Consider the following 26339-nt stretch of genomic DNA (forward strand, 5'->3'; position numbering starts at 1 on the left):
GTGGCGGGCTCCGGTCAGCGCTGGGCGAGCAGCTTCTGGTTGGCGTGAACGAAGTCCAGCGCTTCGCCGCCGTTGGCCTTGGCGTACTGCTCGGCCTGGCCTTTGAGCAGGAAGGCTGCCAGCTCACCTTTGCCGTTGCGCACGAACCAGGCCTGATTGGCCAGCAGCTTGATACCGCTGTCGGCGGCCTGGGCGTAGATGGCGCGGATATCCTTGCCCTCCTGCTCCAGCTGGGCCAGGGCGGTCAGCGCGGCCTCCGGGGAGGCGTAGTGGCGCACCTTGTCCTCGCCGCGTACCCAGATCTGCGCCAGGCGGCTGAAGTCGGTGATCGGCTTGCCGGTGGCAGCGTCATTGGCCTTGAGCGGCAGCGGGTCGTAGTTCTTCAATGCCTTGTCGTAGTCCTGCCCGGCTTGCTTGAAGGCTGCGCGGATGTACTGGTCGTCGATGAACCGGGCGGTGTCCAGGCCGCGGTCGGTCTTTTTCAGCAGTTTGAGGGTGTCGATGGAAGTGGCCACGGCCTGGCGGTATTCGGGCTTCCAGGTGAGGTCGCGGGTCTGCAGGCCGAGGGGGCCGTGGAACAGGTAGTTCACCTCGGCCTCGATGCCGGTGACCTTCTCGATCAGCTCGCTGTACTTCTCGGGCTCAGCGGCGATCAGGCGGTCGGCTTCAAGGCTTGCACGCAGGTAGGCGGTGACCACTTCGGGGTATTTTTTCGCGTAGTCGGCATCCACCAGCGCGCCATGGAAGGTCGGCGCATTGGCCTGGGCGCCGTCGTAGATCTTGCGGGCGAAGCCGCGGTTGGGGAACAGCTCGGCGAACGGCACAAAGTCGGCGTGGGCCTCGATGCGGTTGCTGCGCAAGGCGGAACCTGCGATTTCCGGTGCCTGGGCGATGATGCGCACATCCTTTTGCGGGTCCCAGCCTTGCGCTGCCACGGCGCGCAGCAGCATGCCGTGGGCGGTGGAGGCAAAGGGTACGGAAATGGTCTTGCCCTTGAGCTCGGCCAGCGACTGCACGCTGGAGGCGGCCGGCACCACGATGCCGTTGCCACTGCCGTGCACGCTGCCGGACAGCACGCTGATGAACAGGCTGCGCTTGCCGGCATCCAGGTGGGCGACGCCGTTGAACGAGCCAGGGAAGTCAGCCATGGCGCCAAAGTCGAGCTTGCCGGCGACCATCTCGTTGGTCAGCGGCGCGCCGCTGGTGAAGTTTTTCCATTCCACCTGGTACTGGGCGTCCTTGTACTTGCCGTCATGGGGCAGGTACTTGTCGAGCAGGCCCAGCTCGCGGATCAACAGGCCGCCGGTGGCGCAGTTGATGGTGGTGTCCTGGGTGCCGATGGCGATGCGGATGGTTTCGGCGCTGGCGTTCAGGCCAGTGATTGCCAGCGCAAGGCCGGCCACGGTTGCTACAAGGCGCATGGGTGTTCCCCTCGAATCGTTTATAGGTATCAGAGTCGTCTCCGCCGCCCGGCATGGGTGGTGGGAAACGAGGGGCAGTGCGGGAGGGCGTCCGGTGGTTCGGCCGGATGGCGGGTGTTTCAGCGCAGCAGGTACGGGATATCGACCTTGACCGCACCGGTGGGGCAGTCCTTTTCGCAGGGCATGCAATACCAGCACTCGTCGAAGGCCATGTAGGCCTTCTGCGTGGCCGGGTTGATGGCCAGCAGGTCCATGGGGCACACCTCGACGCAGACGGTGCAGCCTTTCTCGGCGATGCACTTGTCTTCGTCGATGGTCACCGGGGCGCTGCTGCGAAAGAGGATTTCCTGGGGTTGGTAGGCCATTTCACGGGGTCCTTGGGGCCTTCTTGGGCGCCCTTTATCTGGAGGCTTGCACAAGTCACTGTGGGAGCGGGTTCGGTGTTGCCTATGCCGCGTCGGCTTTGACGCGCAGCCGGTCATAGGCGGTCTGCTCTTCAGCATCCAGGGCTATCAGGTACGGCTCGACGGCTTTCTTGAAGCTGGTCATCTCACCGTCCTCGCCCTTCTTCAGGTGGCAATGCACGAACCACTCGCCATCGTTGCGCTCGGGGAAGTCGACCCGGTGGTGGTACAGCCCCCAGCGGCTCTCCTCACGGAACAACGACGCGCGCGCAGCCATTTCGGCGCAATCGCGAATCACCGCAACTTCCATCGCCCGCATCAGCTCATGGGGGTTGCTGGCCTTCATCTGCTCAAGGTCGCGCTCGATCTCGGCAAAGCGCGCCAGGCCGATTTCCATCTTCTTGGTCACCTTGGGCGGCTGCAGGTAGTCGTTGACCATGCGCCGCAGCTTGTACTCCACCTGCGCAGGCGGCAGGCCATGCTCGCGGCGCAGCGGCGCAAACACCCGGGCCTGCTCGCGCTCGACCTGCTGCGCATCGACCTCGGCGAACTCACGCCCGGCCACGTACTGCGCCGCGTTGGCACCGGCAAACCAGCCATAGGTGAAGGCCCCGAGCATGTAGTTGTGCGGCACCGCCGCCATGTCGCCTGCGGCGTACAGGCCCTTGACGCTGGTCTCGGCCTTTTCGTTGACCCACACCCCCGAGGCCGAATGCCCGGAGCAGAAGCCGATTTCGGAGATGTGCATCTCGACCATGTGCTGGCGATAGTCGGTGCCGCGCCCAGCGTGGAACTGGCCGCGGCTCGGGCGTTCGTTGCTGTGCAGGATTTCCTCGATGTTCTGGATGGTCTCCTCGGCCAGGTGGTCGAGCTTGAGAAACACCGGGCCGTTGCCGCCCTCGAGCTCCTGGTGGAACTCCCACATCATCTGCCCGCTCCAGTAGTCGCACTCGATGAAGCGCTCGCCCTTGCTGTTGGCGGTGTAGCCGCCCAAGGGGCCTGTGACGTAGGCGCAGGCCGGGCCGTTGTAGTCCTTGATCAGCGGGTTGATCTGGAAGCATTCAAGGTTCGCCAGCTCCGCCCCGGCGTGGTAGGCCATGGCGTAGCCGTCGCCAGCGTTGGTCGGGTTCTCGTAGGTGCCCATCAGGTAGCCCGACGACGGCAGGCCCAGGCGCCCGGCAGCGCCGCAGGCGAGGACCACCGCCTTGGCGCGGATCACCCGGAACTCGCCGGTGCGGCAGTCAAAACCCAGCACCCCTGCGGCGGCGCCTTCGCCATCGAGCAGCACGCGGGTGCAGACCATGCGGTTGCTGATCTCGACCCGGGCGCGCTTGAGTTGGCGGTACAGCACCTTCTTGATGTCGTGGCCCTCGGGCATCGGCAGCACGTAGGCGCCCATGTGGTGGACCTTCTTCACCGCGTAGTCGCCTGTTTCGTCCTTCTCGAACTTCACCCCCCAGCGGTCGAGCTGCTCGATGGTCTCGAAGCTTTTCGTCGCATAGGCGTACACCGCGGCCTGGTTGACGATGCCGTCGTTGGCCACGGTGATTTCCTTGGTGTACTGCTCGGGGGTGGCGTGGCCGGGGATGATGGCGTTGTTCAGGCCATCCATGCCCATGCTGATGGCGCCGCTGCGCTTGACGTTGGCCTTGTCCAGCAACAGCACGCGCAGGCTCTTGTTGTGCTCCTTGGCCTTGATCGCAGCCATGGGGCCGGCGGTGCCGCCGCCGATCACCACGATGTCGTAGTCCTGGGTCTCGATGCTCATGCCTTGGCCCCTTTCTGGCGGTCGATGCGCAGGCGGTACTGGAAGGCATCGCCGCGGTAGTAGAGGTGTTCGAAGTCCAGCGGGGTGCCATCGGCGGTGTGGGTGAGGCGCTCGATACGCATGATCGGCGAGCCCTCCTCCACTTCCAGCGCCTGGGTCAGGTCGCTGTCGGCAAGCACCGCATCGATGGCAAGGTCGGCATGGCCCAGGGCAATGCCGCAGTCGTTCTCCAGCAGCAGGAAGATGTCGCGGGTGACCAGGTCGGCCTTTTCCAGCTTTTCGCCAACGGCGTGGGGCAGCCAGGTGATCTCCAGCGACACCGGCTCGCGGTTGATCAGCCGCACCCGGCGGATCTCGGTGACCAGGCTGCCCTCCTCCACCTGCAGGCGCGCCGCCACCAGGGCGTTGGCCGGTACATGACGCAGGCTGCGCAGGCGGTTGATCACCTCGTAGCCCATCTGCGTCATCGATTCGGCCAGGCCCTGCAGGGTGCTGACGTTCTGGAACGCCTTGGGCTTGGCAACGAAGGTGCCTTTGCCGTGGATCTTGAAGATCAGCCCTTCCTTTTGCAGGTCGCCCAGCGCCTGGCGCACGGTGATGCGGCTGACGTCGAAGGCCTTGCCCAGCTCGTTTTCCGAGGGCATGCGGCTGTGCGGGGCGTAGGTGCCGTCAAGGATGCGCTCGCGCAGCAGGTCCTTGAGCTGGGTGTAGAGCGGTACCGGGGACAGGGGGAGCAGTTCGGCCATGGTCATCTTCACTGTTGGCTGACTTGTTATAACAAGTTGTAGCCAGAAGATAACGGGCATAAGCCTGGCCCGTGAAATACCGATATCGCATATGTTTAGACGCCATCGCGGGCTCGCAATGGCAACGGGCCTGCCCCGCGATGCCGAGGCACGGGTAAAAAAGGCTACAGATCAAGCCGATAGACGCCACCGGCACAGATGGGTATCATGCGGCCCGTTGCACTCGTAGCTCAGCTGGATAGAGTACTGCCCTCCGAAGGCAGGGGTCGTGGGTTCGAATCCCGCCGAGTGCGCCATCTTCAAAAGCCCTGGGACTTGTCCCGGGGCTTTTTTGTTTGTGCCTTGCACTGATCCTGGTTTTTTTGGCGCCACTGTTTCGCCATCCATGAAATGTTTGGTAACCTCTGCGCCCGCTGCCGCAATGGGCAGCACTTTTTATCGAACAGGGAAGCGTTCGACGAACGCCCAAAAGGACTTGCGATGGCGATGGTCTATTGCCGCGGCTGCGCCAGGCAGCTGCACGAAACCGCCCACACCTGCCCGCAATGCGGTGCACCGCAATTTGCCGCCCCCGCCACCCCGGCCGGCGCTGGCTCCTCGTGGAAAGCGATCACTTCCCTGATTCTCGGCATTCTCTGCGTGCTGACGCTGTTCGATGACTCCGAATGGGACAACGACACCCTGACCGGCCTTGGCCTGTTCGCCGGTATCGCCCTGCTGCTCGGCATCCTCAGCATCCACCAGAAAAATTCCGGCAATGGCATGGCCATCGCCGGCGTGGTCATGGCAGTGATTTCGCTGCTGTGCCTTATCGGCCTATCAGCCAGCTAATCCAAACGTGAGGGAAAACAAATGAGCATGGTGTTCTGCCGCGGCTGCGCCAAACAGATCCACGAATCGGCCGTGAGCTGCCCGGGTTGCGGTGCCACCCAGAGCGGCGGTACCGCAACTGCTGCACTGCCGGACAGTGGCGGTAACCCGTACCTCAAGGCCTGGAAGAATTACGCCACCGTCCAGGGCCGCGCGCGCCGCAAGGACTACTGGCTGTTCGTGCTGATCAACGCCTTGATTTCGGTAGCCATCACCATGGTGGACCGGGCCACCGGGCTGGAGCCGTTGCTGGGCCTGGTGTACAACCTGGCCATCATGATCCCGAGCATCACCTACGGCGTACGCCGCCTGCATGACACCGACCGTAGCGGCTGGTGGCTGCTGCTGCCGATCGTCAACCTGGTGTTCCTGTGCCTGAACAGCACCCCGGGCAACAACCGCTTCGGGCCCAACCCGAAGGGCGAGTAAGCGACACCCTGAAAAGGCGGCCTGCGGGCCGCCTTTTTCATGCCCGGCAAAAAAGGCCCGGCCATGACGTTTTTCAATCGCCTCGATGCCGTTTCCTGCATTGCCGTGCAGAGCGCGGTGCCGGATGCTTTATTTACTCCGGTACATCGCGCTTTCCACCCACCGAGGCCTGTATGAAGAACGTCGAACAAATTCTCAAAGCCAAGTCGCAGCACCACACCGTGTACACCATCGGCCCCGACGATTCGGTGCTCGATGCCTTGAAGCTGCTGGCGGAGAAGAACGTCGGCGCGCTGCCGGTGGTGGAGAACAATCAAGTAGTGGGGATCGTCAGCGAGCGGGACTATGCGCGCAAGCTGGTGCTCCAGGGGCGCTCCTCGGCCGCCACCCCCGTGCGCGCCATCATGAGCGCACCAGTGGTCACCGTGGAGCCCAAGCAGAACCTCGAGTACTGCATGAACCTGATGACCAACCGCCACCTGCGCCACCTGCCGGTGGTGAACAACGGCGAGCTGCTGGGGTTGCTGTCGATCGGCGACCTGGTGAAAGAGACCATCGCCGAACAGGCCAGCCTGATCGCCCAGCTGGAGCAGTACATCCGCGGCGAATGACGCCGCCTAGTGGTAGCCGCGCTCGAGCTCGTCCAGCTGATGATCAAAGCTGCGCAACCGCGCCGACCAGGTGTAGACCAGCACTTCCAGGTCACGGTTGAGCACGGCAGTGTTGCCACCATCACGCGCCGGGGCATCACACAGGTCAAGCTGGTAGCGCTCGCGGGCCATGGCCGTGGCCACGCTGGACAGGTCACGGGCGTTGGCCAGCCAGTGGTGGTGATGGTCGTGGGTTTCGCGGTCGAGTTCGCGGCACTGGCGTTTCAGAGCGTCCAGGCTCTGCTCCAACGGCGTGCCCTTGAGCTCGCCCATGACCTCTTCGAAGGTGCGCCCGGAGTGCCAGTAGCTGCCCCAGAAGTAGCGGTCGAACACGGTCTCGACCCGGCGCAGCGCCACCTTGGTGTTCCAGATGGTCAGCAACGTTCGCCCCTGGGCCACTTCGCGGCGGTTCAGGTGCAGGTACTCCCAGGCAATCCACGCCAGCCCGCACAACGCCACTGCGGCGGTCACCGCGGCAGCGGCGTACAGAAACTGCACGGCCTGGTTCATCTGCTGGGTGTGCCGGATACCGTAGAAGTAACCGGTGGTCAGGGTGCCCAGGATCGTCACGGTGCACCAGAAACCTGGTGCGTAGGGATCTTTCATCGCGCCATCCCCTTATTGTTTTCCTGAGCATAGCAACGGCCCGATCACCCATCAGGTGCCGCTCGGCGCTTTATTTTCGGGGGCGACGCAACGCCTCGTTGAGCTGGTCGAAAGGCACCGCCCAGTCGGCGTCCTCGATGATGCTGTCCTTGAGAAAGGCGCGCTGCGAGTCGCTCCAGAACGGCGCATCCACCAGCTTGATCTCGTTCTTCAGCGGCGAGTGGCTGGCGATGAACTGGTCGATGCTGACCGCATCGTCCGGCAGGCCCAGTTGCTTGAACAGTTCGGCGAAGGGATGAATCGGCGCTTCCATGGTTCCTCCTGAATGCCGGGCAGGCCGTCCACGACGCCGGGCCGGCGTTGGTTGCGAGTATCAGCGGTGATCGTGGTCACCTGCCTCGATGTAGACCGCGCGCTGGCGAGTAAGACTCCGGCCGGGCTCCCAGAAGTTTAGATGTGCAGAAAGCATCGCGGGGCAAGCCCGCTCCCACGCTTCATTCGGCGTGGCAGCGGGCGTGCCCCGCGATGGGCGTTGAACCTTGAATCAGAGCGGCGCGCGGCGCAGGGTGGCGAGGAAGGTCGCCGCACCGATGAACAGCCCGGCAAAGGTACGGTTCAGGCGCTTCTGCTGCTTGGGCGTGCGCAACAGGCGCAGCACCTTGGACGCAAGCCCGGTGTAACCGGCCATCACCAGCATGTCGACGCTGATCATGGTCACGGTGATCGCCACGTACTGCGCCAGCAGCGGCTGGTGCGGGTTGATGAACTGCGGCAGCACCGCGAGCATGAACACCAGCGCCTTGGGGTTGCTGACGTTGACCAGGAAGCCGCGGAACACCAGGCTCAATGGCTTGCCGATCGGCCGCACCGCAGACTCCTCGCTCATGTCCATGGGCAGCGCGCGCCACTGGCGGTAGGCGAGGTACACAAGGTAGGCAACGCCGAACCACTTGATGACCTGGAAGGCGGTGGCCGAGGCTGCGAGGATGGCACCTACGCCGGCGGCGATGATGGCGATCTGCACGATCAGGCCCAGTTGCAGGCCCAGGGCGTTCCAGTAACCACGCCAGAAACCGTACTGCAAACCGCTGGACATCGAGGCAATGGCCCCTGCGCCCGGCGACAGGCTGATCACCCAGCACGCGGCAAAAAAGGCCAACCAGGTTTCCATCGACATCACACACCTCGCTCGAGCAAATGTTGCAAAACGTTAAGCTAAGGTTTTGGCGAAAAAATAACCAGTGGTTTTTTGGGCGGCGCAAAACGATCGAGGGGCAAGCCCGCTCCCACATCACCGTGGGAGCGGGCTTGCCCCTCGATTACTGCCGCAGCGGTCAGTCGTGCGCCACCGGCTCCTGCAACGCAACACTGGCCTCGGCCCCACGCCAACGCCGCACCGCCTTCTGGAAGAACTGGCTGTTCGGCACCTGCACCAGCGCCCCACCGGCCTCCGGCGTTTCCATCAGCGTGGTGTACAGCAGGTTGATGGCGATCACCCGGCCCTTGACCCCCGGTTTGTCGAGGGTGTCGACCAGCTCCACCACATCACCGATGCGAAACGGCCCGACGGTGAAGATCAGCACCGCGCACAACAGGTTGGAGAGCACGCTCCAGATGGCGAAGAACGCCACCGCCGCCACCGCGACGAAGCCCGACAGCGCGGTCCACAGCACCGTGGCCGACACCCCGAGGCGCTCCAGCACGAACAGCAGTGCACTGCCCATGATCAACCAGCGCAAGGCGCCGCGCACCGGCACCAGCAACTCGTGGGGCAGCGGATAGCGCTCGCCCAGGCTTTTCAAGCCGCGGCCGACCATGCGCTGCAGCACGAAGGCGATCATCAGGATGAGTACGATCTGCAAGCCCAGCCAGAAGGTGTCCATCCATTGCCCCGGCAGCAGCGAGCGCAGCTCTTCCATCAGGACAGTGCCTCGAGCTCGGCTTGCATACTTTCGAGGGTTTCCAGGGCCTCCATCCAGGCCTCTTCCAGCTCGCCTTCGCGCTGCTTGAGTTTGGTCTGGCGGGCCAGCAGGTCGCGCAGCTCGTCCTTGCGCGCCGCCTCGTAGACACCGCTGTCACCCAGGGCCGCTTCGACCTCGGCCAGCTCCTTGTGCAACTGGTTCAGCTCGGCCTCGAGCTTGTCGGCGGCCTTCTTGTGGGGTGCCAGTTGCTGGCGCAGCGCGGCGGCAGCCTGGCGCTGGGCCTTCTTGTCGGTCTTGTCCGGGTTCACTGGCGCGTTGCTGGCCGGAGCGCTGCGCTGGCGGTACTCGACCAGCCAACGGCTGTAGTCGTCGAGGTCGCCATCGAAAACATCGACCTTGCCGTCGGCCACCAGCAGGAACTCGTCGGTGGTGCTCTTGAGCAGGTGACGGTCGTGGGACACCACCACCACGGCCCCGGCGAACTCCTGCAGGGCCATGGTCAGGGCCAGGCGCATCTCGAGGTCGAGGTGGTTGGTCGGTTCGTCCAGCAGCAGCAGGTTCGGCCGTTCCCAGGCAATCAGCGCCAGGGCCAGGCGGGCCTTTTCGCCACCGGAGAAATTCACTACCGGCTCGTCGACGCGGTCACCGTGGAAGTCGAAGCCGCCGAGGAAGTCGCGCAGCGTCTGCTCGCGCTCGGCGGGGGCGATGCGTTGCAGGTGCAAGAGCGGGCTGGCCTTGTCGTCCAACGAGTCGAGCTGGTGCTGGGCAAAGTAGCCCACGGCCAGGTTCTCGCCACGCACCAGACGGCCCGACAGTGGCTGCAGTTCGCCGGCGAGGTTCTTGATCAAGGTCGACTTGCCGGCGCCGTTGGGGCCCAGCAAACCGATACGCGCACCGGGCACCAGTTGCAGCTTGACCTTGTCGAGGATGGCCTTGTCGCCGTAGCCCAGGCGGCCTTCGGACAGGCTCAACAGCGGGCTGGAGATTTTCTGCGATTCGCGGAAGACGAAGTCGAACGGTGAATCCACGTGCGCCGCCGACAGCTCCTCCATGCGCTCCAGGGCCTTGATCCGGCTCTGCGCCTGGCGTGCCTTGGTGGCCTGGGCCTTGAAGCGGGCGATGTACTTTTCCATGTGGGCGCGCTGCGCCTGCTGCTTCTCGTAGGCCTGCTGCTGCTGCGCCAGGCGTTCGGCACGGGTGCGCTCGAAGGCCGTGTAGCCGCCCTTGTAGAGGTTGAGCTTGCGTTGCTCGACATGCAGCACATGGTCGACCACCGCGTCGAGGAAGTCGCGGTCGTGGGAGATCAGCAACAGCGTGCCCGGGTAGCCCTTGAGCCAGTCTTCCAGCCACAGGATGGCGTCGAGGTCCAGGTGGTTGGTGGGCTCGTCGAGCAGCAGCAGGTCGGACGGGCACATCAAGGCCTGGGCCAGGTTCAGGCGCATCCGCCAGCCACCGGAGAAGTCACCGACGCGGCGGTCCATCTGCTCGTTGCTGAAGCCGAGGCCAGCCAGCAACTTGCGCGCGCGGGCATCGGCGGTGTAGCCGTCGGCGCTGTCCAGCTCGCTGTGCAGGCGTGCCAGGGCAGTGCCGTCGTGGGCCTGCTCGGCGGCGGCAAGCTCGGCCTGCACCTTGCGCAGGCGGGCGTCGCCATCGAGCACATAGTCCACGGCGATACGCTCAAGGGTATCGACCTCCTGGCGCATGTGGGCGATGCGCCAGTCACCGGGCAGCAGGCAGTCGCCGCCATCGGGCGACAGCTCGCCGCGCAGCAGCGCGAACAGGCTGGATTTGCCGGCGCCGTTGGCGCCGATCAGGCCGGCCTTGTGACCGGTGTGCAGGGTCATCTCGGCGCCTTCTAGCAGGCGCTGCGGACCACGCTGTAAAGTGAGGTTGGATAGTCTGATCATGATGGTCGCGGAGTCTACCAGCTTCCCCGATCACTGGCGCGAGCGAAACCATGCACACCGACCTGTGGAACCATGCCCTGGCCCTGTACGCGCGGCCAGGTGTAGAAGCCGCCTGCCTGGCCTTGCAAGGCGCAGGCGGCGATGTCTGCCTGCTGCTCTGCGGCACCTGGCTGCAAGCCCGCGGGGTTGCCCCGCAAGTGCAGCGCATCGCCGCCCTGCGCCAGCTTGCCGAGCCCTGGCAGCGCGACGTGGTAGCGCCGCTGCGTGCACTGCGCCGGCAGTGGCGCGAGCACGCCTTGGCCGACCCGCAACTGGCGGTACTGCGTGAACAGGTGAAGGGCTTGGAGTTACAAGCTGAGCGCACCTTGCTGGAGCGCCTGGAAACACTGGCGAGTGCGTGGCCCGCCGGAACGGGCGACGACGAAGACTGGCTGGCCCGGTTGGTGCCGGAGCAAGCCCAGGCACACGACGCGCTGCATCAGCTGCGCGCCGCGGCCCGACAGCTTCAGGAGGCCGAGGACGGCGCCTGAGCCGAGCTGGTGCTGGCAGGTGCTGCCGGGGTAGCAGGGCTTGCAGCCGGTGCTGCGGCGGCGCTGGTGGCCGGTGCAGCGGGCTTGCTGGCGGCAGGCTTGGCGGCTGCGGGTTTGGCAGCAGGTTTTGCTGCTGGCTTGGCCGCTGCGGGTTTAGCCGCGACGGGCTTTGCCGCTGCTGGCTTGGCGGCTGGCTTGGCGGCTGCCGGTTTGGCAGGCGCCTTGGCCGCTACCGGTTTGGCTGCTGGCTTGGCTGCGGCGGGTTTTGCTGCAGCGGCAACTGCGGGCTTGGCTGCCGGTTTAGCGGCGGGTTTGGCCGGGGCTTTGGCAGCAACAGGTTTAGCAGCAGGCTTGGCCGGGGCCTTGGCAGCAGCGGCTTTTGCCGCAGGCTTGGCTGGCGCTTTGGCTGCTACCGGTTTGGCTGCTGGCTTGGCGGCAGGTTTGGCCGCGGCGGCCTTGCCCGGGGCTTTAGCAGCAGCGGGTTTCGCAGCCGGTTTGGCCGCAGCCTTGGCAGCAGCTGGCCTGGCAGCGGGCTTGGCGGCCGCAGGCTTGGCGGCGGCTTTGGCAGCAGGTTTGGCGGGTGCTTTGGCGGCGGGCTTGGCGGCAGCTTTCGGGGCCGCAGCGCGGGTGTCCAGCGCCTTGGCTGCGGCTTCACGCACCTTGCCAACACCCTGGGCCAGTTTCAGGCTTTCCTGGGCGTCGCGCTTGAGTTGCTGGATATAGGTGCGGGTTTGCGTCTGGCGCTCTTTGAGCGAATCGAGCAAGGACTCAAGTTCGCCTGCGGCTTTTTGCGCCTTGCCCTGGGCCTTGGCTTTGCCGGCCTTGGCGGCGTCTTGCAACTTCAGGCGGGCGTTGTGCAGTTTTTCCTGCGCCTTGCCGCGTTGTTTTTCCAACTTGGCCAACAGTTTCTCGGCATCCGCCAGCGCTTGAGAGCAGGCATCTTCCAAATGTTCGAGCAGGCTGCCCGAAAGTTGCTGGAGCAGGTGCAACGGCGTACTTACTGGCTTCTTTTTGGCCGACATGGTTTACCTCCTGGCTGACGAGAGTGCGGCTCATACTATGCTTCTGCTGCTACCGCCGCTAGGGCATGTTGACAGTATCAGTAGCGCCGCGTTGCATGCCTGGGCAAAGTTGTTGTCTTGCAGCAGAAAACAAGTGTAGTTGCCGAATAATGTATTGCTGATATTTACACATCAGCCGCCAACAACGCTGGCATACTTCGCCCTCATTGCCGCAGGAGTCGAGCATGCCCCGTTACCTGATTCTCGGCCTGTGCCTGGTGGCGCCACTGTCACTGGCCGCAGCGCAAAACACCCCCGCCAACAGCGACGACCTGGCCTACAGCATCGGCGCAAGCCTGGGTGATCGGCTGCGCCAGGAAGTGCCCGGCCTGCAACTGGAGCAACTGGTCGAAGGCTTGCGCCAGGCTTATCAAGGCCAGCCGCCACGCATCGAGAAGTCACGCATGCAGGCCATCCTGCAACAGCGCGACGAACAGGCCAGCGCCGCTGCCGAGCAGGCCGAAGTGGACAAGCTGACAGCCGCCGAAAAACGCTTCATGGCCACCGAACGCGCCCGCGCCGGCGTGCACGAACTGGCCGAAGGCATCCTCTACAGCGAGCTGGCCGGCGGCACCGGTGCCCAGCCAAAAGCCAGCGGCAGCGTGCAGGTGCGTTATGTGGGGAGGCTGCCGGACGGCACGGTGTTCGACCAGAACCAGCAACCGCAATGGTTCAAGCTGGACTCGGTGATCGAGGGCTGGCGGGTGGCGTTGCCGAACATGAAGGCGGGGGCGAAATGGCGCCTGGTGATCCCTTCGGCGCAAGCTTATGGCGCAGAAGGTGCGGGCGACCTGATCGCGCCCTACACCCCCCTGGTATTCGAAATCGAGCTGCTGGCGGTGGCCGACTGAATCAGGCCGGCACCGCGCCCTCTTCCTTGTGCGCGTTGTGCAGCACTTCGATCAGGCAGTCTTCCAGCTCGAAGCGCTCGTGCAGCAGGCTGCCGAGCTTGCCGAGCTTATCGGCAAAGCGCTCGGTGTCGGTGCACTCGCCTTTCTCGCAGTGGTCGTTGAACGCCAGCGCGATCTGGGTGATGTCGTTGATGCGCGGGTTGATTTCTTCGGCCAGTTTCAGGGCTTTTTCATCACCGAAAGCCTTGGCCTCGGTCACCAGTTGCTCACTGACCTCAAAGTGCCAGGCCGATACGTAATCGACCAGCACCGCGCAGAAATCACGGTTCTTTTCCTTGTCGGCAAACGCCGGCTTGGCATCGCGCAGCGCGCGGAAGGCTTGCACCAGCTCCTCGCGCTCCTGCAGCCAACGGTCGATCAGCTTGTGAACACCGCCCCAGCGTTCCTGGGCGTTCTGGCAACTATCGAGCATGGCGATCTCTTCCCTTCTGGATAGATGCCGCTGCACTTCGTGGCACAAGCCGTGGCACAAAAGTGACGTCAGCAGGACGGCATCGAACAGGTGTGTTTTCGGTATGCGTGCTGGGAGATTATTCCCGAGCGTCCTGCCCATCAAGGTACGCAGCGTACTAAGTTCATACAAGCGTTTAATCCCTTTCCTACAAACCGCTGGTCGTGCAATGCCTTGCGCATTGCCCTGGGTCAAACGGCGGCCAGTTGGCGGAAACGATACGCCAGCAGCGCCGTCAGGGGCGGCAGGGCCAGCAGCACGAAAGCCAGCAGGCTCCATTCAGGCAGGGTCAGGTCAAGAAAGCTCCAGCTGATCGATACGCAATCGGCGCTACCCCACAGCAAACCGATCAGCACTTCGGCCAACGGCTGCTCCAGCAGTGGCAGCGGGCAACCTGGCGGCGGCAGCGGGCCACCCTGCAGCCATACATGCCGCGCGGCCAGCAGCGCCCCCGCCGATGCGCATGCCAGCGCCAACCACACGTAGCCGCGCCGGCCGCGCTCACCCGGCCGTTGCAGCAACGCCAGCAGGCACACCAGCGCGTACAAGCCGAGCATCAGCCGTTGGCTCAGGCACAAGGCGCACGGTTGCAGGCCAACCACAGGCTCGAGGCCGAACGATGCAACCAGCACGGCCAATGAGACCAGCAGGGCGGGGAAGAAAAAGCTGCGCAGGCGGGCCGGCGACATGGGGTGTCCGCAAGTAAGGAAAAGGTTCTGAACGGTAGAGGAAACGCGCGCTTTGTATCAAGGCGCTACAGGGCGGATTCGTCGCTGTTCAGCAGCGAATCGAAGCTAATCGAGGTGGGAACATTCCGATGGCGCCGAAGGAAGTTTCAGCGGCCAGCAGGGAGGCCGCTGGCCCGCGCTTCGGCACGGGCCAGCGCAGGCTCAGGCGCGCACACCTTCCGGCAGCGGCAGGGCCAGCAGGCGCTCGTCGAGCAGCCCGAGACCTTCCTGGAACAGCTGGTTGCTGCGCTCGGTCTCGCCCATGCCAGCCAGCAGGCGGGCCAGCTCGGCGCAGGCCTCGGGGTTGCGCTCCATGCGCAGGCTGCTTTCGAAGTAATCGCGAGCCTTGCCCCACAAGCGGTTCTGCAGGCTCAGGCGGCCAAGGGTGAGCAGCAGGCTCGGGTCCTGCGGGTGGTCTTTGAGCCAACCTTCGGCAGTTTGCAGCTGGCGTGCCGGGTCGTCACCGCGCACCAGGCCGTAGAGCCGTGCCAAGTGGCTTTCGTAGCTGCGCTTGAGCGCGGCACGCAGTGCCTGCTCGGCTTCACCCTGGGCGCCCACCTGGCGCAGTTGCTCGGCGTAGGCCAACACCAGCTGCGGCTCCTGGCGCTGGGCCGCGGTGAGCTGTTGCCAGGCACGTTCCAGCGCCTGGCGGGCGGCCTGCTGGTCTTCACCACGGGTAGCTGCCAGGCCGAGGTTCTGGCCCCAGGCGCGCTGCTCGAGGGCGGCCAGCTCATTGCCCGGCAGCACCTTGTGCTTGCGCAGGTCGGGCAGCAGACGGATCAGCGCCGGCCAATCGCCGCGCTCCATGTGCAGGCGCTGCAACAGGCGCAGTACCTGGGCGTTGTTCGGGTGGCGCTCCTGCATGGCCTGCAGGGCCTCGAGCGCGCCTTCGGTTTCGCCGCGGTCCATCTGCAACTGTGCATGGGTCAGGGCCACCGCCAGCTCGGCCTGGGGCTGGCGCTCCAGGGCGCGCTCCAGCAGGTTGTCGCGGTCTTCCACACGGCCCAGTTCGTTGGCCGCGCGGGCGGCGCCGAGGTAGTACAACAGCGGCTGGCGGTCAGACTCGGCAGCCCGCTGAAGGTGGCGTTGGGCGCTGGCCCAGCGGCCTTCGGCGAGGTCCAGCTGGCCCTGCTCGACGGCAATGCGGGTACGCCGGCTGCGGTTACGCCGCGACCAGGGGTTGACCACGCCGCTGGAGGTCAGCACCAGGCCCAGTACATAACGCAGCAGCAACAGCAGCAGCACTAAACCGACCAGCGCCCCCAGCGCCGCCCACAGCCCTGACTGGTAGCGGAAGCTGCCATAGGCGACCAGCACGTAGCCGCTGTGCTTGGCGATGGCGATGCCCAATGCTGCGGCGATCACGATCGCCAGCACGGCCAGCAGGTAGACGCGCTTCATGGCTTGGCCCCTTCGGCATCGGCCGGCAGGTGGCGGCGCTGGATATACGCCTGCACCGCAGCCAGGCTTTCGCTGAGATCAGGGGTGACCACCGACACCGGCTGCGCGGCCAGTTCGTTGAGGCTGGCGAGCATCGCCTTGCTTTGCGGGTTGTCGGCGTTGAAGTTGGCCAGCAACACGCTGCGAGCATCGTCCAGGGCCTGGTTGTAGACCTTGGCCTCGCCGTTGAGCGCGGCCCACTGGGCCTGCTCGATGGTCAGGCTCAGGGCCAGGCGCAGCTGGTTGAGCGACTGCCCCGAAAGCAGCGGGCGCACGTTGTCGTCGGCGTTGAATTCGATCTGGAAGTACTTGGAGATCTCGGCCCACCACTGTGACCAGCGGCTGGCGCCGTCGCCGTCGGCGGTCAGCGCACCCAGGGCGTCGGCGTTGCTGTCGAACTCCGGCGACTGGGCGCTGAGCTGCTGCACCAGTTCACGCTGGGCGGCGAGTTTGAGGAACAGGCCGGTACGGTCAGGCTGCTGGGTGCTGGCCAGGGTGGCCAAGCTGCGCGCCAGCTGCTCGCGGGCAGCGAAAGCGCCCGGGTCGCTCTGCTCGCGCAGGATCTCGTCAGCGCCTTCGACCAGGGCCTTGGCACTGGCGATGTCCTGCAACGCCGACAGGCGCAGGGTGGCCAGGCGCAGCAGGTGTTCGGCCTCGGCCAGGCGCCACTCCTTGCGGCTTTCGCCGAGCACGGTCTCGAGGCGCTGGCTGAGGCGCTGCTGGTCGCCCTGCAATTGCGCCACCAGGCGCCGGCGGTCTTCCAGCTCGCTGGCCGGCGGCAGGCTGGCCAGTTGCGTGGTGAGCTGCTGCTCGCGCTGCTGCAGGGCATCGGCGCGCTGGTTGAGGGCTTGCAGGTGCTCGCCCTGGCCCTGCTCGCTGCCCTGCAACTGGCGTACTTGCCAGACGCCCCAGCCACCCACCGCGACGCCGGCAGCGCCGACCAGCAGGGCCAGCAGCGCCAGGCCCGTGCCGGAACGGCGGGCAGGGGTGGCGGTGGAGGGTTCCGGCGCCTCGGGCGCCGCAGGCTGTTCGGTGTGGGGCAAGACAGTTTCGCTCACGTATCCATCCTTTGCATGGTGGCCCATCGCGCTAGGGCGTGGTGCCTTGGGGGGCAGGCGCAGCAGTTCGCTGCACAGCTGCCAGCAAGGCCGCGGCACTGGCGCCACGGCAATCCACAATCTGGCGGGCGCCCAGCGCACGGGCCTGTTCGGCAACCCGCGGGCTTGGCACGAACAGCGTCAGGCGTGAAAGCCGCAGCCAGTCCGTACCCGCTATTTGCTGCAAGTGTGCAAGACCTTGCCCACTGCTGACCACCAGGCCGTTGAGGCGTTCCCCATCGATCCGGCGCGCCAGGGTGCCCGCCGGGTACTCCGGCAGGCAGCGACGATACAGTTCCAGATATTCGACACTAGCACCTTGCTCTGCAAGACGCTCGGCCAGCAGTTCGCGACCTCCCTCGCCACGGGCGATGAGCACCCGGGGTACCACGCCAGCCAAGGCCTGGCGCAGGGCCGGCAGGCCGAGCAGTGCTTCGCTGTCATCGCCTGAGGCCGGGCAACTCACCACCAGCCCGCGCGCCTGCAAGATGCCGGCAGTCGCCTCGCCGACGCTGAACCAGCCCGAAGGCGGAGCTTGGATACCGGCCTGGTCGAGCTGTTTCAGCAACAAACGCGCCGCTGGCTTGCTGACCACGATGATGGCCTGGGCCTGCTCGACCTGCGCCAGCTGCTGCTGCGTCGGGCCCGGTTGCAAGGGCTCGATGGCCAACAACGGCAGGCTGGAGCTGGCGATGCCGGCCTCGGCCAAGGTCTGCGCCAGTGCCGCACAGTCCTCTTCAGGGCGGGTCAGCAGCAGGCGCCATGGGCTCACGGGTGGCCGGCCTCGCCGTACACTTCCTTCAGAATCGCCTCGGCGCCCTGGGCCAGCAGCGCCTCGGCCACCTGCACGCCGAGAGCCTCGCCGTCGCCGCGCGGGGCGCGGGCATCGGCCACCAGCAAGGTGCCGCCGGAAGGCTGGCCGACCAAGCCGCGCAGCCACAGCTGCTGGCCTTCAAGCACCGCGTAGCAGGCAATCGGCACCTGGCAGCCGCCGTTCAGGCGTTTGTTCAGGGCGCGCTCGGCAACAACGCGGTCGGCGGTATCGACATGGTGCAGCGGCGCCAGCAGGGCGTGAATTTCGCTGTCGGCGCTGCGGCATTCGATGCCCACCGCGCCCTGCCCGCCCGCCGGCAGGCTGTCGTCGACGCTGATGCTCGAGGTGATGCGGTTTTCGAAGCCCAGGCGAATCAGCCCGGCGGCGGCGAGGATGATGGCGTCGTACTCGCCAGCATCGAGCTTGGCTAGGCGGGTGTTGACGTTGCCGCGCAGAAACTGGATTTTCAGGTCCGGACGGCGCGCCAGCAGCTGGGCCTGGCGGCGCAGGCTAGAGGTGCCGACCACGCTGCCGGCCGGCAGCGCCTCAAGGCTTTCGAAGGTGTTGGAAACGAAGGCGTCGCGCGGGTCTTCACGCTCGCAGATGCAATACAGGCCCAGGCCTTCGGGGAAGTCCATGGGCACGTCTTTCATCGAGTGCACGGCAATGTCGGCTTCGTTGTCGAGCAGGGCGGTTTCCAGCTCCTTGACGAACAGGCCCTTGCCACCGATTTTCGCCAGCGGGGCGTCAAGCAGCTTGTCGCCACGGCTGACCATGGGCACAAGCGTTACCAGCAGGCCCGGGTGGGCCTGCTCCAGGCGGGCTTTGACATACTCGGCCTGCCACAGGGCCAAGGCACTTTTACGGGTGGCAATGCGGATTTCGCGAGTGGACATGAAACGCCCCGAGGCAGAGAAATGCTGTCGATCATAACAGCATCGCCGGGCAGGCAAGCAGATGTGGGTCAATCGCGGGGCAAGCCCGCTGCCACGGGCGCCCCGGCAAACCGGATGTTCTCAGAGCGTCTGCATCATCTTGCGCACACCGGCCACGTGGCGGCGACTGACGGTCAGGGCATCGCCATCCAACCCCTTCAGATAAAGCTGGAAGTGCCCAAGCGGGGTGCGCTGCAGGCGCTCGATGCGTTCGCGGGCGACCAGGGCGTTGCGGTGGATGCGCACGAAGCGCTCGCCGAACTCGTCTTCCAGGGCCTTGAGCGGCTCGTCCAGCAACACCTCGCCGGCCTCGTGGCGAAGGGTCACGTACTTGTGGTCGGCGATGAAGTAGATCACTTGCGGCAGGGGGATCAGCTCGATGCCCTTGCGGGTGCGGGCGCTGATATGGCTGCGCGGGCCACCGCCGGTGTCGCCGGCCGGCCGGGTCAAGGCCGCCAGTTGGGTGCGGCTGGGTTTTTCGGCGCGGCGCAGGGCATCGCGCAGGGCCTGGGGCTGGATTGGCTTGTCGACATGGCTCAGGGTGCTGTCGCGAAAGGCCTGGCTGCCGTATTCATCATCACCGGTGCAAAACACCACCGCCGGTGGCGCCTCGCGCTCGCACAGCCGGGCAGCGACCTGAAGGCCATCGAGCCCCGGCATGCCGATGTCCAGCAGCACCACGTCGGGCTTGAGGCTTTCGATCAGCGCCAGGGCTTCTTCGCCGTTGGTGGCGCTGGGCTCCATCACGGTGTAGCCCTCCAGCTCGCCGAGCATCCGGCTCAGGCGTTCGCGGGCTTGGGGTTCGTCATCAACGATCAGGACATTCATAATTGCGCTGGATTCCTGAGTGAGTCTCGCACGGGTATAGCGTAGACAGGTGTGGTGTGACCGTAACGCGGTCACGCTACAGACCGATGCGAAGGCCAAAGATTCACTGGCCTGGCAGATTCACCGCCAGTCCTTTGTCCAACTGTAGACGCTCCGTGGAACACTGCCGTTCAATCGTTGAATAAGCCTTGCGCCCTTGTTACCGGACGATTCTGGCGACCGGCGCCCTGCGGCGGCGGGCCCAACCCTGCTATGATCGGCGCCACTTTTTCCGTTCACGCCTTCAACGAGTGAATCCATGAGCACCGACAAGACCAATCAGTCCTGGGGCGGCCGTTTCAGTGAGCCCGTCGACGCCTTCGTCGCCCGTTTCACCGCCTCGGTCGACTTCGACAAGCGCCTGTACCGCCACGACATCATGGGTTCGATCGCCCACGCCACCATGCTGGCGCAGGTCGGCGTACTCAGCGACGCCGAGCGCGACACCATCATCGATGGCCTGAAGACCATCCAGGGCGAAATCGAGGCCGGCACCTTCGACTGGCGCGTCGACCTCGAAGACGTACACATGAACATCGAGGCGCGCCTCACCGACCGCATCGGCATCACCGGCAAGAAGCTGCACACCGGCCGCAGCCGCAACGACCAGGTGGCCACCGACATCCGCCTGTGGCTGCGCGACGAAATCGACCTGATCCTGGCCGAAATCACCCGCCTGCAACAGGGCCTGCTGGAGCAGGCCGAGCGTGAAGCCGAAACCATCATGCCCGGCTTCACCCACCTGCAGACCGCCCAGCCGGTCACCTTCGGCCACCACCTGCTGGCCTGGTTCGAAATGCTCAGCCGCGACTACGAGCGCCTGGTCGACTGCCGCAAGCGCGCCAACCGCATGCCCCTGGGCAGCGCCGCGCTGGCCGGCACCACCTACCCGATCGACCGCGAGCTCACCTGCAAGCTGCTGGGCTTCGAGGCCGTGGGCGGCAACTCGCTGGACAGCGTCTCGGACCGTGACTTCGCCATCGAATTCTGCGCCGCCGCCAGCATCGCCATGATGCACCTGTCGCGCTTCTCCGAAGAGCTGGTGCTGTGGACCAGCGCGCAGTTCCAGTTCATCGACCTGCCCGACCGTTTCTGCACCGGCAGCTCGATCATGCCGCAGAAGAAAAACCCCGACGTACCGGAGCTGGTGCGCGGCAAGAGCGGCCGCGTGTTCGGCGCCCTGACCGGCCTGCTGACCCTGATGAAAGGCCAGCCGCTGGCCTACAACAAGGACAACCAGGAAGACAAGGAGCCGCTGTTCGACGCCGCCGACACCCTGCGCGACTCGCTGCGCGCCTTCGCCGACATGATCCCGGCGATCAAGCCCAAGCACGCCATCATGCGCGAAGCGGCCCTGCGCGGCTTCTCCACCGCCACCGACCTTGCCGACTACCTGGTGCGCCGTGGCCTGCCGTTCCGTGACTGCCACGAGATCGTCGGCCATGCGGTGAAGTACGGCGTCGACACCGGCAAGGACCTGGCCGAGATGAGCCTGGACGAACTGCGCCAGTTCAGCGACCAGATCGAGCAGGACGTATTCGCCGTGCTGACCCTGGAAGGCTCGGTGAATGCCCGTAACCACATCGGTGGTACTGCACCTGCGCAGGTGCGGGCTGCTGTAGTGCGCGGCAAAGCGCTGTTGGCCTCGCGCTAAGCCGTACAGGGGCTGCTTTGCAGCCCATCGCCGGCAAGCCGGCTCCTACAGGGATCGCGTACTTTCCTGGGCGATGGGCCGCACAGCGGCCCCTTGCTTTCTCAGCGCTTGCCGCTCTTGATCATCTCCATGAACGCCGGCATCGCCGCGTCCTTGTCTGCCACGATCCGCGCCATGTGCGGGTTCTCACCCAGCTTCTTGAGCAACTCGGCCGCCTGCGGGAAGTCCGCCAGGAAGTCGATGTTCAGCACCTTCTTGCCCACCAGGCAGGCCAGGTCCACCGAAAAGCCGAACATCAGGTCGGCGATGGTCATCTGCTCACCCGCCACATAGGGCGCAAAGCGGCCATTGCGCTTGAGGGTGGCAAAACCCGCCAGCAGGTCAGCCCGGGCACGCTCCTTGATCAGCGGCTCGACCGCAGCACCAAAGAATGCCTCGGCGTAGCAGGTACGTGCCGGCAACTCGATGTAAAGCTCGATCTCCTTGAGCAGTTCGCGCACCTTGGCCTGGCCGAAAGCGTCTGCCGGCAGCAGCGCCTTGCCCGGTTGGGTCTGCTCGATGTAGTCGAGGATCACCCCGGTTTCGCTGAGAAAACCGTGCTCGGTCTCAAGCACCGGCACCTTGCCCCTGGGGCTGACCGCCAGTGCCTGGGCAGATGCGCCACCGAAGAACAGCACCTCCTCGAACGGCAGGCCCTTTTCCAGCAGGGCCAGCTTGACCATGTTGTAGTAGTTGCTGACCGCAAATCCATGAAGCTTGAGCATTGAACAGCCTCCAGGCCGTGTGGGGATGGCCCGGCTTTTATAGCCCCCTTCCCTACCCTTGGCCAGCGTCATGCCCGGCGTCGATGACCGGGCATTGCCGCCACGGGCATGGCACACTGTGCGCCTCACCACAGGAGTAGCGCGATGAGCGAGCCCACCGATATCGAAAATGACGACGAAGATTTCGCCGAGGCCACCCTCACCCAGGCCATCGAGAACCAGATCGAGAGCGGCGAGCCGCCAGCGGCCAAGGCCACGCTCAACAAACTGACCCTGGTCGGCTACGAGCGCGAGGACATCCTCAACCTCATGGCCCACGTGCTGGCCATCGAGATCGACGCCATGCTGGACCAGGACCGCGCGTTCGACACCGAATGGTACGAAACCGCCCTGCGCGCCCTGCCGGAACTGCCACCTGAGGCGGATCAAGGCGATATCGAATAAGCGTGACTACACTCCTGACTTCCATCCTTGTCTGGAAGTCAGGAGTCGTACCATGTCCTTCACCCCCGAGCTGATCGCCGAACTGGAAGTCCTTGCCCTGTTCAACCTGGACAGCAGCCAGGAAGGCATCAAGATTCACGCCAACGCCTCCCCCACGCTGGTCGCTGCGGCCAAGCGCCTGCACGACAAGCAACTGACCGACCAACCCGATGGCGGCTACCTGACCAGCCTGGGGCATGACGCGGTTGAAAGTGTGCAACTGCTGTTGAACGTCCTCAAGTCGCCACAGCCTGCCTGAAATCACTTCGTGGGAGCGGGCTTGCCCCGCGATCACCGGCGCAACCGGTGCCAGAGCATCGCGGGGCAAGCCCGCTCCCACAATGCGTCAGGCGTTGACTAACATGACGCCAAAAAACCACTACCCACTTATCCGACCTGCGCACTCAGGCTAAACTCGCCATTGCTTACCGGCCTGCCTGAGTGCCCCATGAACCACCCCCACGAAATCCGCCCCGATATCGACCAGGGTATCGACCGCAAGGAGCTGTCGCGCCTGCGCGCGCGCTTTCTCAAGCTCAACCAGGGGCGGCTGGCGCGGGCGATGGAGGGGCTGTCCAGCCGCCAGCAACAGGTACTGACACTGTTGCCGCTGCTGTTTCACGTCAACCACCCGCTGCTGCCAGGCTATGTGTCTGGCAGCACGCCGGCCGGTGTGTCGGGCTTCGAGCCGGACGCCGACCTGCTGGCAGAGGCCCAGCGCCTGGCCCGCTCGTTCACCCACAAACCACGCTTGGGCAACCTGCCGCAGCCGATTCACGGCCTGTTCCTGATGGGCAGCCTGGGGACCCTGGCCCAGGCCGAACAAAGCGACATGGACCTGTGGGTATGCCACGCGCCAGACCTCGGCGAGCAGGCACTGGCGGAGCTGCGGCGCAAATGCCAGCTACTGGAGAGCTGGGCGGCCAGCCTGGGCGCCGAGGCGCACTTCTTCCTGATCGAACCGCAAGGCTTCGTGCAGGGCGAACGGGACAGCCAGCTCAGTTCCGACGACTGCGGCACCACCCAGCACTATCTGCTGCTGGACGAGTTCTACCGCACCGCACTGTGGCTGGCCGGGCGAACGCCGCTGTGGTGGCTGGTGCCGGTGTACCAGGAGCACAACTACCGCGCCTACACCCAGACCCTGCTGTCCAAGCGCTTCATCCGCGCACGCGACGACCTTGACCTCGGCCACCTGGCGCACATCCCGCCAGGGGAATACGTAGGTGCCGGGCTGTGGCAGCTGTTCAAGGGGCTCGACTCGCCCTACAAGTCGTTGCTCAAGCTGCTGCTGACCGAGGTCTACGCCAGCGAGCACCCTGCCGTGCGCTGTCTGAGCCTGGCCTACAAACAGGCGGTGTTCGCCAACCGCCTGGACCTGGACGAACTGGACCCTTACGTGATGGTTTACCGGCGCATCGAGCAGTACCTGCAACAGCGCGGCGAGCACACCCGCCTGGAGCTGGTGCGGCGCAGCCTGTACCTGAAGGTGAACAAGAAGCTCAGCGGCCTGGGCCGGGCCCGCAGCGATGGCTGGCAGCGCCGCCTGCTGGCGTGTCTGGCCGCAGAATGGGGCTGGGACGAGCGCCAGCTGGCCTTGCTGGACAGCCGCAGCCAATGGAAGGTGCGCCAAGTGGCGGTCGAGCGCCGCGAGCTGGTGGCCGAGCTGAACCACAGCTACCGCTTCCTCACCCAGTTCGCCAAGCGCCAGAACGCCGACAGCCGCGCCGACCAGCGCGACCTCAACGTGCTGGGCCGGCGGCTGTATGCGGCCTTCGAGCGCCGCGCCGGCAAGATCGAAGTGATCAACCCCGGCATCGCCCCGGACATGGCCGAAGACACCCTGACCCTGGTGCAGTCACCCAACCGCAAGGAACCCGGCACCTTCCTTTGGGGCCTGTACAACGGCAGCCTGGGGGTGCACGAGTGGGAGCACTTCAGCCCACTCAAGCGCTGCCGCGAACTGATCGAGCTGCTGACCTGGGCTCATCGCAATGGCGTCATCGACAGCAGCACGCGTATCGCCCTGCACCCAGGCGCCAGCGACCTCAACGACTTCGAGCTGTTCAACCTGCTCGGCAGCCTGCAGCAGGCCATCCCGCTGCCGCTGGAGCCGGTCAGCGAGGTTCGCCTGCTGCAACCGAGCGTGGCCGACGAAATCCTGCTGCTGGTGAACGTGGCGGTGGACCCGCTGCGCCACCACCGCGACTTGAACATCCTGATGACCACCGAGCGCACCGATTCGTTGAGCTACGCCGGGGTGCGCGAAAACCTTGTGCTGACCCTGGACCAGGTCACCCTCAACAGCTGGAACGAAGTGCTGGTGCAGCGCTACGACGGCGAGCATGCGCTGGTACGTTGCCTGCGCGACTTCCTCAACAGCCTGGGCCAGCGCAGCCACCGCCCGCGGGTACGGGTGCGCTGCTACTGCCACAACCGCGCCCAGGCCATCGGCCAACGGGTCGAGGAAATCTTCGACACAGCGCAACTGCTGCTCGACCAGGGCTTGAACCACCGCTACCTGCTGCAGGTCGCCCAGCACACCCACGTGCTCGAACTGCTGGCCGGGCAGGTGACGCTGGCCACCCACGACAACCACGACGCCGTGCTGGTGGCCTTGGGCGAGGAGCGCAACAGCTACAGCCCGCTGCACCTGGACGGCAATGCCCTGCAGGACCACGACCTGCCGATGGTGCTGGAGCAGGGTCAGCCCGGTTGCATCCAGGTGTTCTACCGCCTGCTCGACGGCTGGGCCGACCTGTATGTGCTCGACGAGCACAATGCGCTGTGGCAACAGCGCCTGCCGATGCAGGACGAGCAGCACCTGCTGCTGCCGTTGCAGCGCTTCTTGCAGTCGACGGTGATGCGCCGCGACGCCCATCTGCCGCTGGACAGCCTGCCGCAGGCAGCGCTGGAAATCGTCTACCAGCAGCTACTGCCCAGTGGCATCGGCAAGGCGCGCAGCCTGGAGCCGCGCCCGGTGCCACAGGAGAGCCCCAGCCAGCCTTACTATGAGGTGCAGGCGATTGTGCAGAGCGGTGCCGGTGGCGCGGTACACGTCACGCTGTACTGCGACCAGCAGGAGTACTCGGAGCTGGAGCATGGCGACCAGCTGTACACCGTGGTCGCCCGGCAGATCCTGCGCCAGCGGCGCAGTGCCGGTAATTACCGCTGCTACATCACCGACGTCGACCTGTCCGAGCTGCTGGGCGACGAGCCTGGCTCGACCAGCCTGTGCCTGCGCTACAAGCGTGAGCTGGAGCAGGCGTTGAATGATGGGCTGGAACAGGAGCTTCAAGCCCCGACACGATCCCTGTAGGAGCCGGCTTGCCGGCGATAGGGCCCGTTCTGGCAACATTTGATGCCGCCTGTGCAGGCCTCATCGCCGGCAAGCCGGCTCCTACAGGGGGGCGAAGGCCCTGTGAGGTCAGAGGTCGAAATCGCCAGCGGCTTCAGGCTGATACTCGACCGCCAGCAGCTCGAGCTTCAGGGTCTTGCCACCCGGCGCCGGCCAGTCGATCTGGTCACCCACCGACAGCCCCAGCAGTGCGCAGCCGATCGGCGCAAGGATCGACACATTGCCCTCGGGGCCGGCGTCTTTCGGGTACACCAGGGTCAGGTGGTAATCCTTGCCGCTGGCGATCTCGCGGCAGTGCACCCGCGAATTCATGGTCACCACACCCGCCGGCACCTCTTCATGCCCGACCACCTGCTCGGCGCGGTCCAGCTCGTCCTGCAGGGCGAGCACACCTGGGGTGCTTTCATCGAGGCTGTCGAGCAGGCGCTCGAGACGCTGGACATCCAGGCGGGTGAGGGTGAGGGAAGGCTTGGTGCTCATGATCCGGTCAGACTCCTTGAACGGGGCGGTTTTCCTGGGGCAG

General features: G+C 65.4%; 28 protein-coding genes and 1 tRNA gene. 10 read left to right on the plus strand and 19 right to left on the minus strand.

Features of this window, described 5'->3' with window-relative positions:
- Positions 1 to 14: 14 nt before the first annotated feature.
- The 4 genes from KSS94_RS26000 to KSS94_RS26015 form a co-directional block, all read right to left on the minus strand.
- A complete protein-coding gene (locus KSS94_RS26000) occupies positions 15 to 1421 on the minus strand; it encodes an ABC transporter substrate-binding protein (RefSeq protein ID WP_217840880.1) in 1407 nt (468 codons plus the stop codon).
- Between the two features lie 119 nt (positions 1422 to 1540).
- A complete protein-coding gene (locus tag KSS94_RS26005; RefSeq protein WP_054887076.1) occupies positions 1541 to 1786 on the minus strand; it encodes a 4Fe-4S dicluster domain-containing protein in 246 nt (81 codons plus the stop codon).
- Between the two features lie 82 nt (positions 1787 to 1868).
- A complete protein-coding gene (locus KSS94_RS26010) occupies positions 1869 to 3593 on the minus strand; it encodes a fumarate reductase/succinate dehydrogenase flavoprotein subunit (protein ID WP_217840881.1) in 1725 nt (574 codons plus the stop codon).
- Positions 3590 to 4339: a GntR family transcriptional regulator gene (locus KSS94_RS26015; protein WP_217840882.1), complete on the minus strand. Its 750-nt coding sequence runs from the start codon at positions 4337 to 4339 to the stop codon at positions 3590 to 3592. The genes KSS94_RS26010 and KSS94_RS26015 overlap by 4 nt, the downstream gene beginning before the upstream one ends.
- A gap of 219 nt (positions 4340 to 4558) precedes the next feature.
- On the opposite strand from KSS94_RS26015, the gene KSS94_RS26020 reads away from it, so the two are divergent.
- The 4 genes from KSS94_RS26020 to KSS94_RS26035 all read left to right on the plus strand — a co-directional run bounded on the left by KSS94_RS26020 (position 4559) and on the right by KSS94_RS26035 (position 6249).
- Positions 4559 to 4635: transfer RNA gene (locus tag KSS94_RS26020), tRNA-Arg, on the plus strand.
- Positions 4636 to 4819: 184 nt separating this feature from the next.
- Positions 4820 to 5170, plus strand: a complete 351-nt coding sequence (locus tag KSS94_RS26025) for a DUF4190 domain-containing protein (RefSeq protein WP_217840883.1) — start codon at positions 4820 to 4822, stop codon at positions 5168 to 5170.
- Between the two features lie 21 nt (positions 5171 to 5191).
- Entirely contained in the window at positions 5192 to 5638 is a 447-nt protein-coding gene (locus tag KSS94_RS26030; protein WP_264081999.1) for a DUF805 domain-containing protein, read from the plus strand.
- Positions 5639 to 5811: 173 nt separating this feature from the next.
- Positions 5812 to 6249 (plus strand): CBS domain-containing protein, encoded by a 438-nt coding sequence (locus KSS94_RS26035; protein WP_217840884.1) that lies wholly within the window; start codon positions 5812 to 5814, stop codon positions 6247 to 6249.
- Between the two features lie 6 nt (positions 6250 to 6255).
- Here KSS94_RS26035 and KSS94_RS26040 read toward each other — a convergent pair whose 3' ends face one another.
- From KSS94_RS26040 to KSS94_RS26060, 5 genes are all read right to left on the minus strand, one after another.
- Positions 6256 to 6894: an NADH:ubiquinone oxidoreductase subunit N gene (locus KSS94_RS26040; protein ID WP_217840885.1), complete on the minus strand. Its 639-nt coding sequence runs from the start codon at positions 6892 to 6894 to the stop codon at positions 6256 to 6258.
- A gap of 70 nt (positions 6895 to 6964) precedes the next feature.
- Entirely contained in the window at positions 6965 to 7207 is a 243-nt protein-coding gene (locus tag KSS94_RS26045; protein WP_217840886.1) for a DUF2789 domain-containing protein, read from the minus strand.
- Between the two features lie 231 nt (positions 7208 to 7438).
- Positions 7439 to 8071 carry a LysE family transporter gene (locus KSS94_RS26050; protein WP_217840887.1) on the minus strand — a complete coding sequence of 211 codons (633 nt, stop codon included), beginning with the start codon at positions 8069 to 8071 and terminating at the stop codon, positions 7439 to 7441.
- A gap of 157 nt (positions 8072 to 8228) precedes the next feature.
- Entirely contained in the window at positions 8229 to 8813 is a 585-nt protein-coding gene (locus tag KSS94_RS26055) for a mechanosensitive ion channel family protein (RefSeq protein WP_217840888.1), read from the minus strand.
- Positions 8813 to 10723, minus strand: coding sequence for an ATP-binding cassette domain-containing protein (locus KSS94_RS26060; RefSeq protein WP_217840889.1), 1911 nt, complete (start codon positions 10721 to 10723; stop codon positions 8813 to 8815). The genes KSS94_RS26055 and KSS94_RS26060 overlap by 1 nt, the downstream gene beginning before the upstream one ends.
- Before the next feature lie 50 nt (positions 10724 to 10773).
- On the opposite strand from KSS94_RS26060, the gene KSS94_RS26065 reads away from it, so the two are divergent.
- Positions 10774 to 11253: a TIGR02444 family protein gene (locus KSS94_RS26065; RefSeq protein ID WP_217840890.1), complete on the plus strand. Its 480-nt coding sequence runs from the start codon at positions 10774 to 10776 to the stop codon at positions 11251 to 11253.
- On the opposite strand, the gene KSS94_RS26070 is transcribed toward KSS94_RS26065, so the two are convergent.
- Positions 11229 to 12275, minus strand: a complete 1047-nt coding sequence (locus KSS94_RS26070) for an AlgP family protein (RefSeq protein WP_217840891.1) — start codon at positions 12273 to 12275, stop codon at positions 11229 to 11231. The genes KSS94_RS26065 and KSS94_RS26070 overlap by 25 nt on opposite strands.
- Before the next feature lie 224 nt (positions 12276 to 12499).
- Here KSS94_RS26070 and KSS94_RS26075 point away from each other — a divergent pair, with 224 nt between their 5' ends.
- Positions 12500 to 13165: an FKBP-type peptidyl-prolyl cis-trans isomerase gene (locus tag KSS94_RS26075; protein WP_217840892.1), complete on the plus strand. Its 666-nt coding sequence runs from the start codon at positions 12500 to 12502 to the stop codon at positions 13163 to 13165.
- 1 nt (position 13166) lies between these two features.
- Here KSS94_RS26075 and rsd read toward each other — a convergent pair whose 3' ends face one another.
- The 7 genes from rsd to KSS94_RS26110 form a co-directional block, all read right to left on the minus strand.
- The gene (gene rsd, locus KSS94_RS26080) at positions 13167 to 13637 is read right to left on the minus strand and encodes a sigma D regulator (RefSeq protein ID WP_217840893.1); all 471 of its coding nucleotides are present in this window, start codon (positions 13635 to 13637) and stop codon (positions 13167 to 13169) included.
- A 230-nt stretch (positions 13638 to 13867) separates the two neighbouring features.
- Entirely contained in the window at positions 13868 to 14365 is a 498-nt protein-coding gene (locus KSS94_RS26085; RefSeq protein ID WP_217840894.1) for a disulfide bond formation protein B, read from the minus strand.
- A 201-nt stretch (positions 14366 to 14566) separates the two neighbouring features.
- A complete protein-coding gene (locus tag KSS94_RS26090) occupies positions 14567 to 15805 on the minus strand; it encodes a heme biosynthesis HemY N-terminal domain-containing protein (protein WP_217840895.1) in 1239 nt (412 codons plus the stop codon).
- Positions 15802 to 16902, minus strand: coding sequence for a uroporphyrinogen-III C-methyltransferase (locus tag KSS94_RS26095; RefSeq protein WP_217840896.1), 1101 nt, complete (start codon positions 16900 to 16902; stop codon positions 15802 to 15804). The genes KSS94_RS26090 and KSS94_RS26095 overlap by 4 nt, the downstream gene beginning before the upstream one ends.
- 31 nt (positions 16903 to 16933) lie before the next feature.
- The gene (locus KSS94_RS26100; RefSeq protein ID WP_217840897.1) at positions 16934 to 17713 is read right to left on the minus strand and encodes a uroporphyrinogen-III synthase; all 780 of its coding nucleotides are present in this window, start codon (positions 17711 to 17713) and stop codon (positions 16934 to 16936) included.
- Positions 17710 to 18651: a hydroxymethylbilane synthase gene (gene hemC, locus KSS94_RS26105; RefSeq protein WP_217840898.1), complete on the minus strand. Its 942-nt coding sequence runs from the start codon at positions 18649 to 18651 to the stop codon at positions 17710 to 17712. Before hemC ends, KSS94_RS26100 begins: the two co-directional genes overlap by 4 nt.
- 120 nt (positions 18652 to 18771) lie before the next feature.
- Positions 18772 to 19518 carry a LytR/AlgR family response regulator transcription factor gene (locus KSS94_RS26110; RefSeq protein ID WP_217840899.1) on the minus strand — a complete coding sequence of 249 codons (747 nt, stop codon included), beginning with the start codon at positions 19516 to 19518 and terminating at the stop codon, positions 18772 to 18774.
- Positions 19519 to 19816: 298 nt separating this feature from the next.
- Between KSS94_RS26110 and argH the strand changes: the two genes are divergently transcribed.
- Entirely contained in the window at positions 19817 to 21211 is a 1395-nt protein-coding gene (argH, locus tag KSS94_RS26115; RefSeq protein ID WP_217840900.1) for an argininosuccinate lyase, read from the plus strand.
- 101 nt (positions 21212 to 21312) lie between these two features.
- On the opposite strand, the gene KSS94_RS26120 is transcribed toward argH, so the two are convergent.
- On the minus strand, positions 21313 to 21975 hold the full coding sequence (locus tag KSS94_RS26120) for a glutathione S-transferase (RefSeq protein ID WP_217840901.1): 663 nt from the start codon (positions 21973 to 21975) through the stop codon (positions 21313 to 21315).
- Between the two features lie 144 nt (positions 21976 to 22119).
- On the opposite strand from KSS94_RS26120, the gene KSS94_RS26125 reads away from it, so the two are divergent.
- From KSS94_RS26125 to KSS94_RS26135, 3 genes are all read left to right on the plus strand, one after another.
- Positions 22120 to 22419: a hypothetical protein gene (locus KSS94_RS26125; RefSeq protein ID WP_217840902.1), complete on the plus strand. Its 300-nt coding sequence runs from the start codon at positions 22120 to 22122 to the stop codon at positions 22417 to 22419.
- Between the two features lie 52 nt (positions 22420 to 22471).
- On the plus strand, positions 22472 to 22717 hold the full coding sequence (locus KSS94_RS26130; RefSeq protein WP_217840903.1) for a TIGR02647 family protein: 246 nt from the start codon (positions 22472 to 22474) through the stop codon (positions 22715 to 22717).
- Positions 22718 to 22906: 189 nt separating this feature from the next.
- Positions 22907 to 25777, plus strand: a complete 2871-nt coding sequence (locus KSS94_RS26135; RefSeq protein WP_217840904.1) for a class I adenylate cyclase — start codon at positions 22907 to 22909, stop codon at positions 25775 to 25777.
- Positions 25778 to 25885: 108 nt separating this feature from the next.
- On the opposite strand, the gene rnk is transcribed toward KSS94_RS26135, so the two are convergent.
- The gene (gene rnk, locus KSS94_RS26140) at positions 25886 to 26296 is read right to left on the minus strand and encodes a nucleoside diphosphate kinase regulator (RefSeq protein ID WP_194788182.1); all 411 of its coding nucleotides are present in this window, start codon (positions 26294 to 26296) and stop codon (positions 25886 to 25888) included.
- Between the last annotated feature and the right edge of the window lie 43 nt (positions 26297 to 26339).

The sequence above is a fragment of the Pseudomonas fakonensis genome (assembly GCF_019139895.1).
GTDB classification, from domain to species: Bacteria; Pseudomonadota; Gammaproteobacteria; order Pseudomonadales; family Pseudomonadaceae; genus Aquipseudomonas; species Aquipseudomonas fakonensis.

Coding starts and splice junctions, on each gene's coding strand:
- KSS94_RS26000 (WP_217840880.1), bottom strand. CDS start 1,421: ATGCGCCTTGTAGCAACCGTGGCCGGCCTTGCGCTGGCAATCACTGGC.
- KSS94_RS26005 (WP_054887076.1), bottom strand. CDS start 1,786: ATGGCCTACCAACCCCAGGAAATCCTCTTTCGCAGCAGCGCCCCGGTG.
- KSS94_RS26010 (WP_217840881.1), bottom strand. CDS start 3,593: ATGAGCATCGAGACCCAGGACTACGACATCGTGGTGATCGGCGGCGGC.
- KSS94_RS26015 (WP_217840882.1), bottom strand. CDS start 4,339: ATGGCCGAACTGCTCCCCCTGTCCCCGGTACCGCTCTACACCCAGCTC.
- KSS94_RS26025 (WP_217840883.1), top strand. CDS start 4,820: ATGGCGATGGTCTATTGCCGCGGCTGCGCCAGGCAGCTGCACGAAACC.
- KSS94_RS26030 (WP_264081999.1), top strand. CDS start 5,192: ATGAGCATGGTGTTCTGCCGCGGCTGCGCCAAACAGATCCACGAATCG.
- KSS94_RS26035 (WP_217840884.1), top strand. CDS start 5,812: ATGAAGAACGTCGAACAAATTCTCAAAGCCAAGTCGCAGCACCACACC.
- KSS94_RS26040 (WP_217840885.1), bottom strand. CDS start 6,894: ATGAAAGATCCCTACGCACCAGGTTTCTGGTGCACCGTGACGATCCTG.
- KSS94_RS26045 (WP_217840886.1), bottom strand. CDS start 7,207: ATGGAAGCGCCGATTCATCCCTTCGCCGAACTGTTCAAGCAACTGGGC.
- KSS94_RS26050 (WP_217840887.1), bottom strand. CDS start 8,071: ATGTCGATGGAAACCTGGTTGGCCTTTTTTGCCGCGTGCTGGGTGATC.
- KSS94_RS26055 (WP_217840888.1), bottom strand. CDS start 8,813: ATGGAAGAGCTGCGCTCGCTGCTGCCGGGGCAATGGATGGACACCTTC.
- KSS94_RS26060 (WP_217840889.1), bottom strand. CDS start 10,723: ATGATCAGACTATCCAACCTCACTTTACAGCGTGGTCCGCAGCGCCTG.
- KSS94_RS26065 (WP_217840890.1), top strand. CDS start 10,774: ATGCACACCGACCTGTGGAACCATGCCCTGGCCCTGTACGCGCGGCCA.
- KSS94_RS26070 (WP_217840891.1), bottom strand. CDS start 12,275: ATGTCGGCCAAAAAGAAGCCAGTAAGTACGCCGTTGCACCTGCTCCAG.
- KSS94_RS26075 (WP_217840892.1), top strand. CDS start 12,500: ATGCCCCGTTACCTGATTCTCGGCCTGTGCCTGGTGGCGCCACTGTCA.
- rsd (WP_217840893.1), bottom strand. CDS start 13,637: ATGCTCGATAGTTGCCAGAACGCCCAGGAACGCTGGGGCGGTGTTCAC.
- KSS94_RS26085 (WP_217840894.1), bottom strand. CDS start 14,365: ATGTCGCCGGCCCGCCTGCGCAGCTTTTTCTTCCCCGCCCTGCTGGTC.
- KSS94_RS26090 (WP_217840895.1), bottom strand. CDS start 15,805: ATGAAGCGCGTCTACCTGCTGGCCGTGCTGGCGATCGTGATCGCCGCA.
- hemC (WP_217840898.1), bottom strand. CDS start 18,651: ATGTCCACTCGCGAAATCCGCATTGCCACCCGTAAAAGTGCCTTGGCC.
- KSS94_RS26110 (WP_217840899.1), bottom strand. CDS start 19,518: ATGAATGTCCTGATCGTTGATGACGAACCCCAAGCCCGCGAACGCCTG.
- argH (WP_217840900.1), top strand. CDS start 19,817: ATGAGCACCGACAAGACCAATCAGTCCTGGGGCGGCCGTTTCAGTGAG.
- KSS94_RS26120 (WP_217840901.1), bottom strand. CDS start 21,975: ATGCTCAAGCTTCATGGATTTGCGGTCAGCAACTACTACAACATGGTC.
- KSS94_RS26125 (WP_217840902.1), top strand. CDS start 22,120: ATGAGCGAGCCCACCGATATCGAAAATGACGACGAAGATTTCGCCGAG.
- KSS94_RS26130 (WP_217840903.1), top strand. CDS start 22,472: ATGTCCTTCACCCCCGAGCTGATCGCCGAACTGGAAGTCCTTGCCCTG.
- KSS94_RS26135 (WP_217840904.1), top strand. CDS start 22,907: ATGAACCACCCCCACGAAATCCGCCCCGATATCGACCAGGGTATCGAC.
- rnk (WP_194788182.1), bottom strand. CDS start 26,296: ATGAGCACCAAGCCTTCCCTCACCCTCACCCGCCTGGATGTCCAGCGT.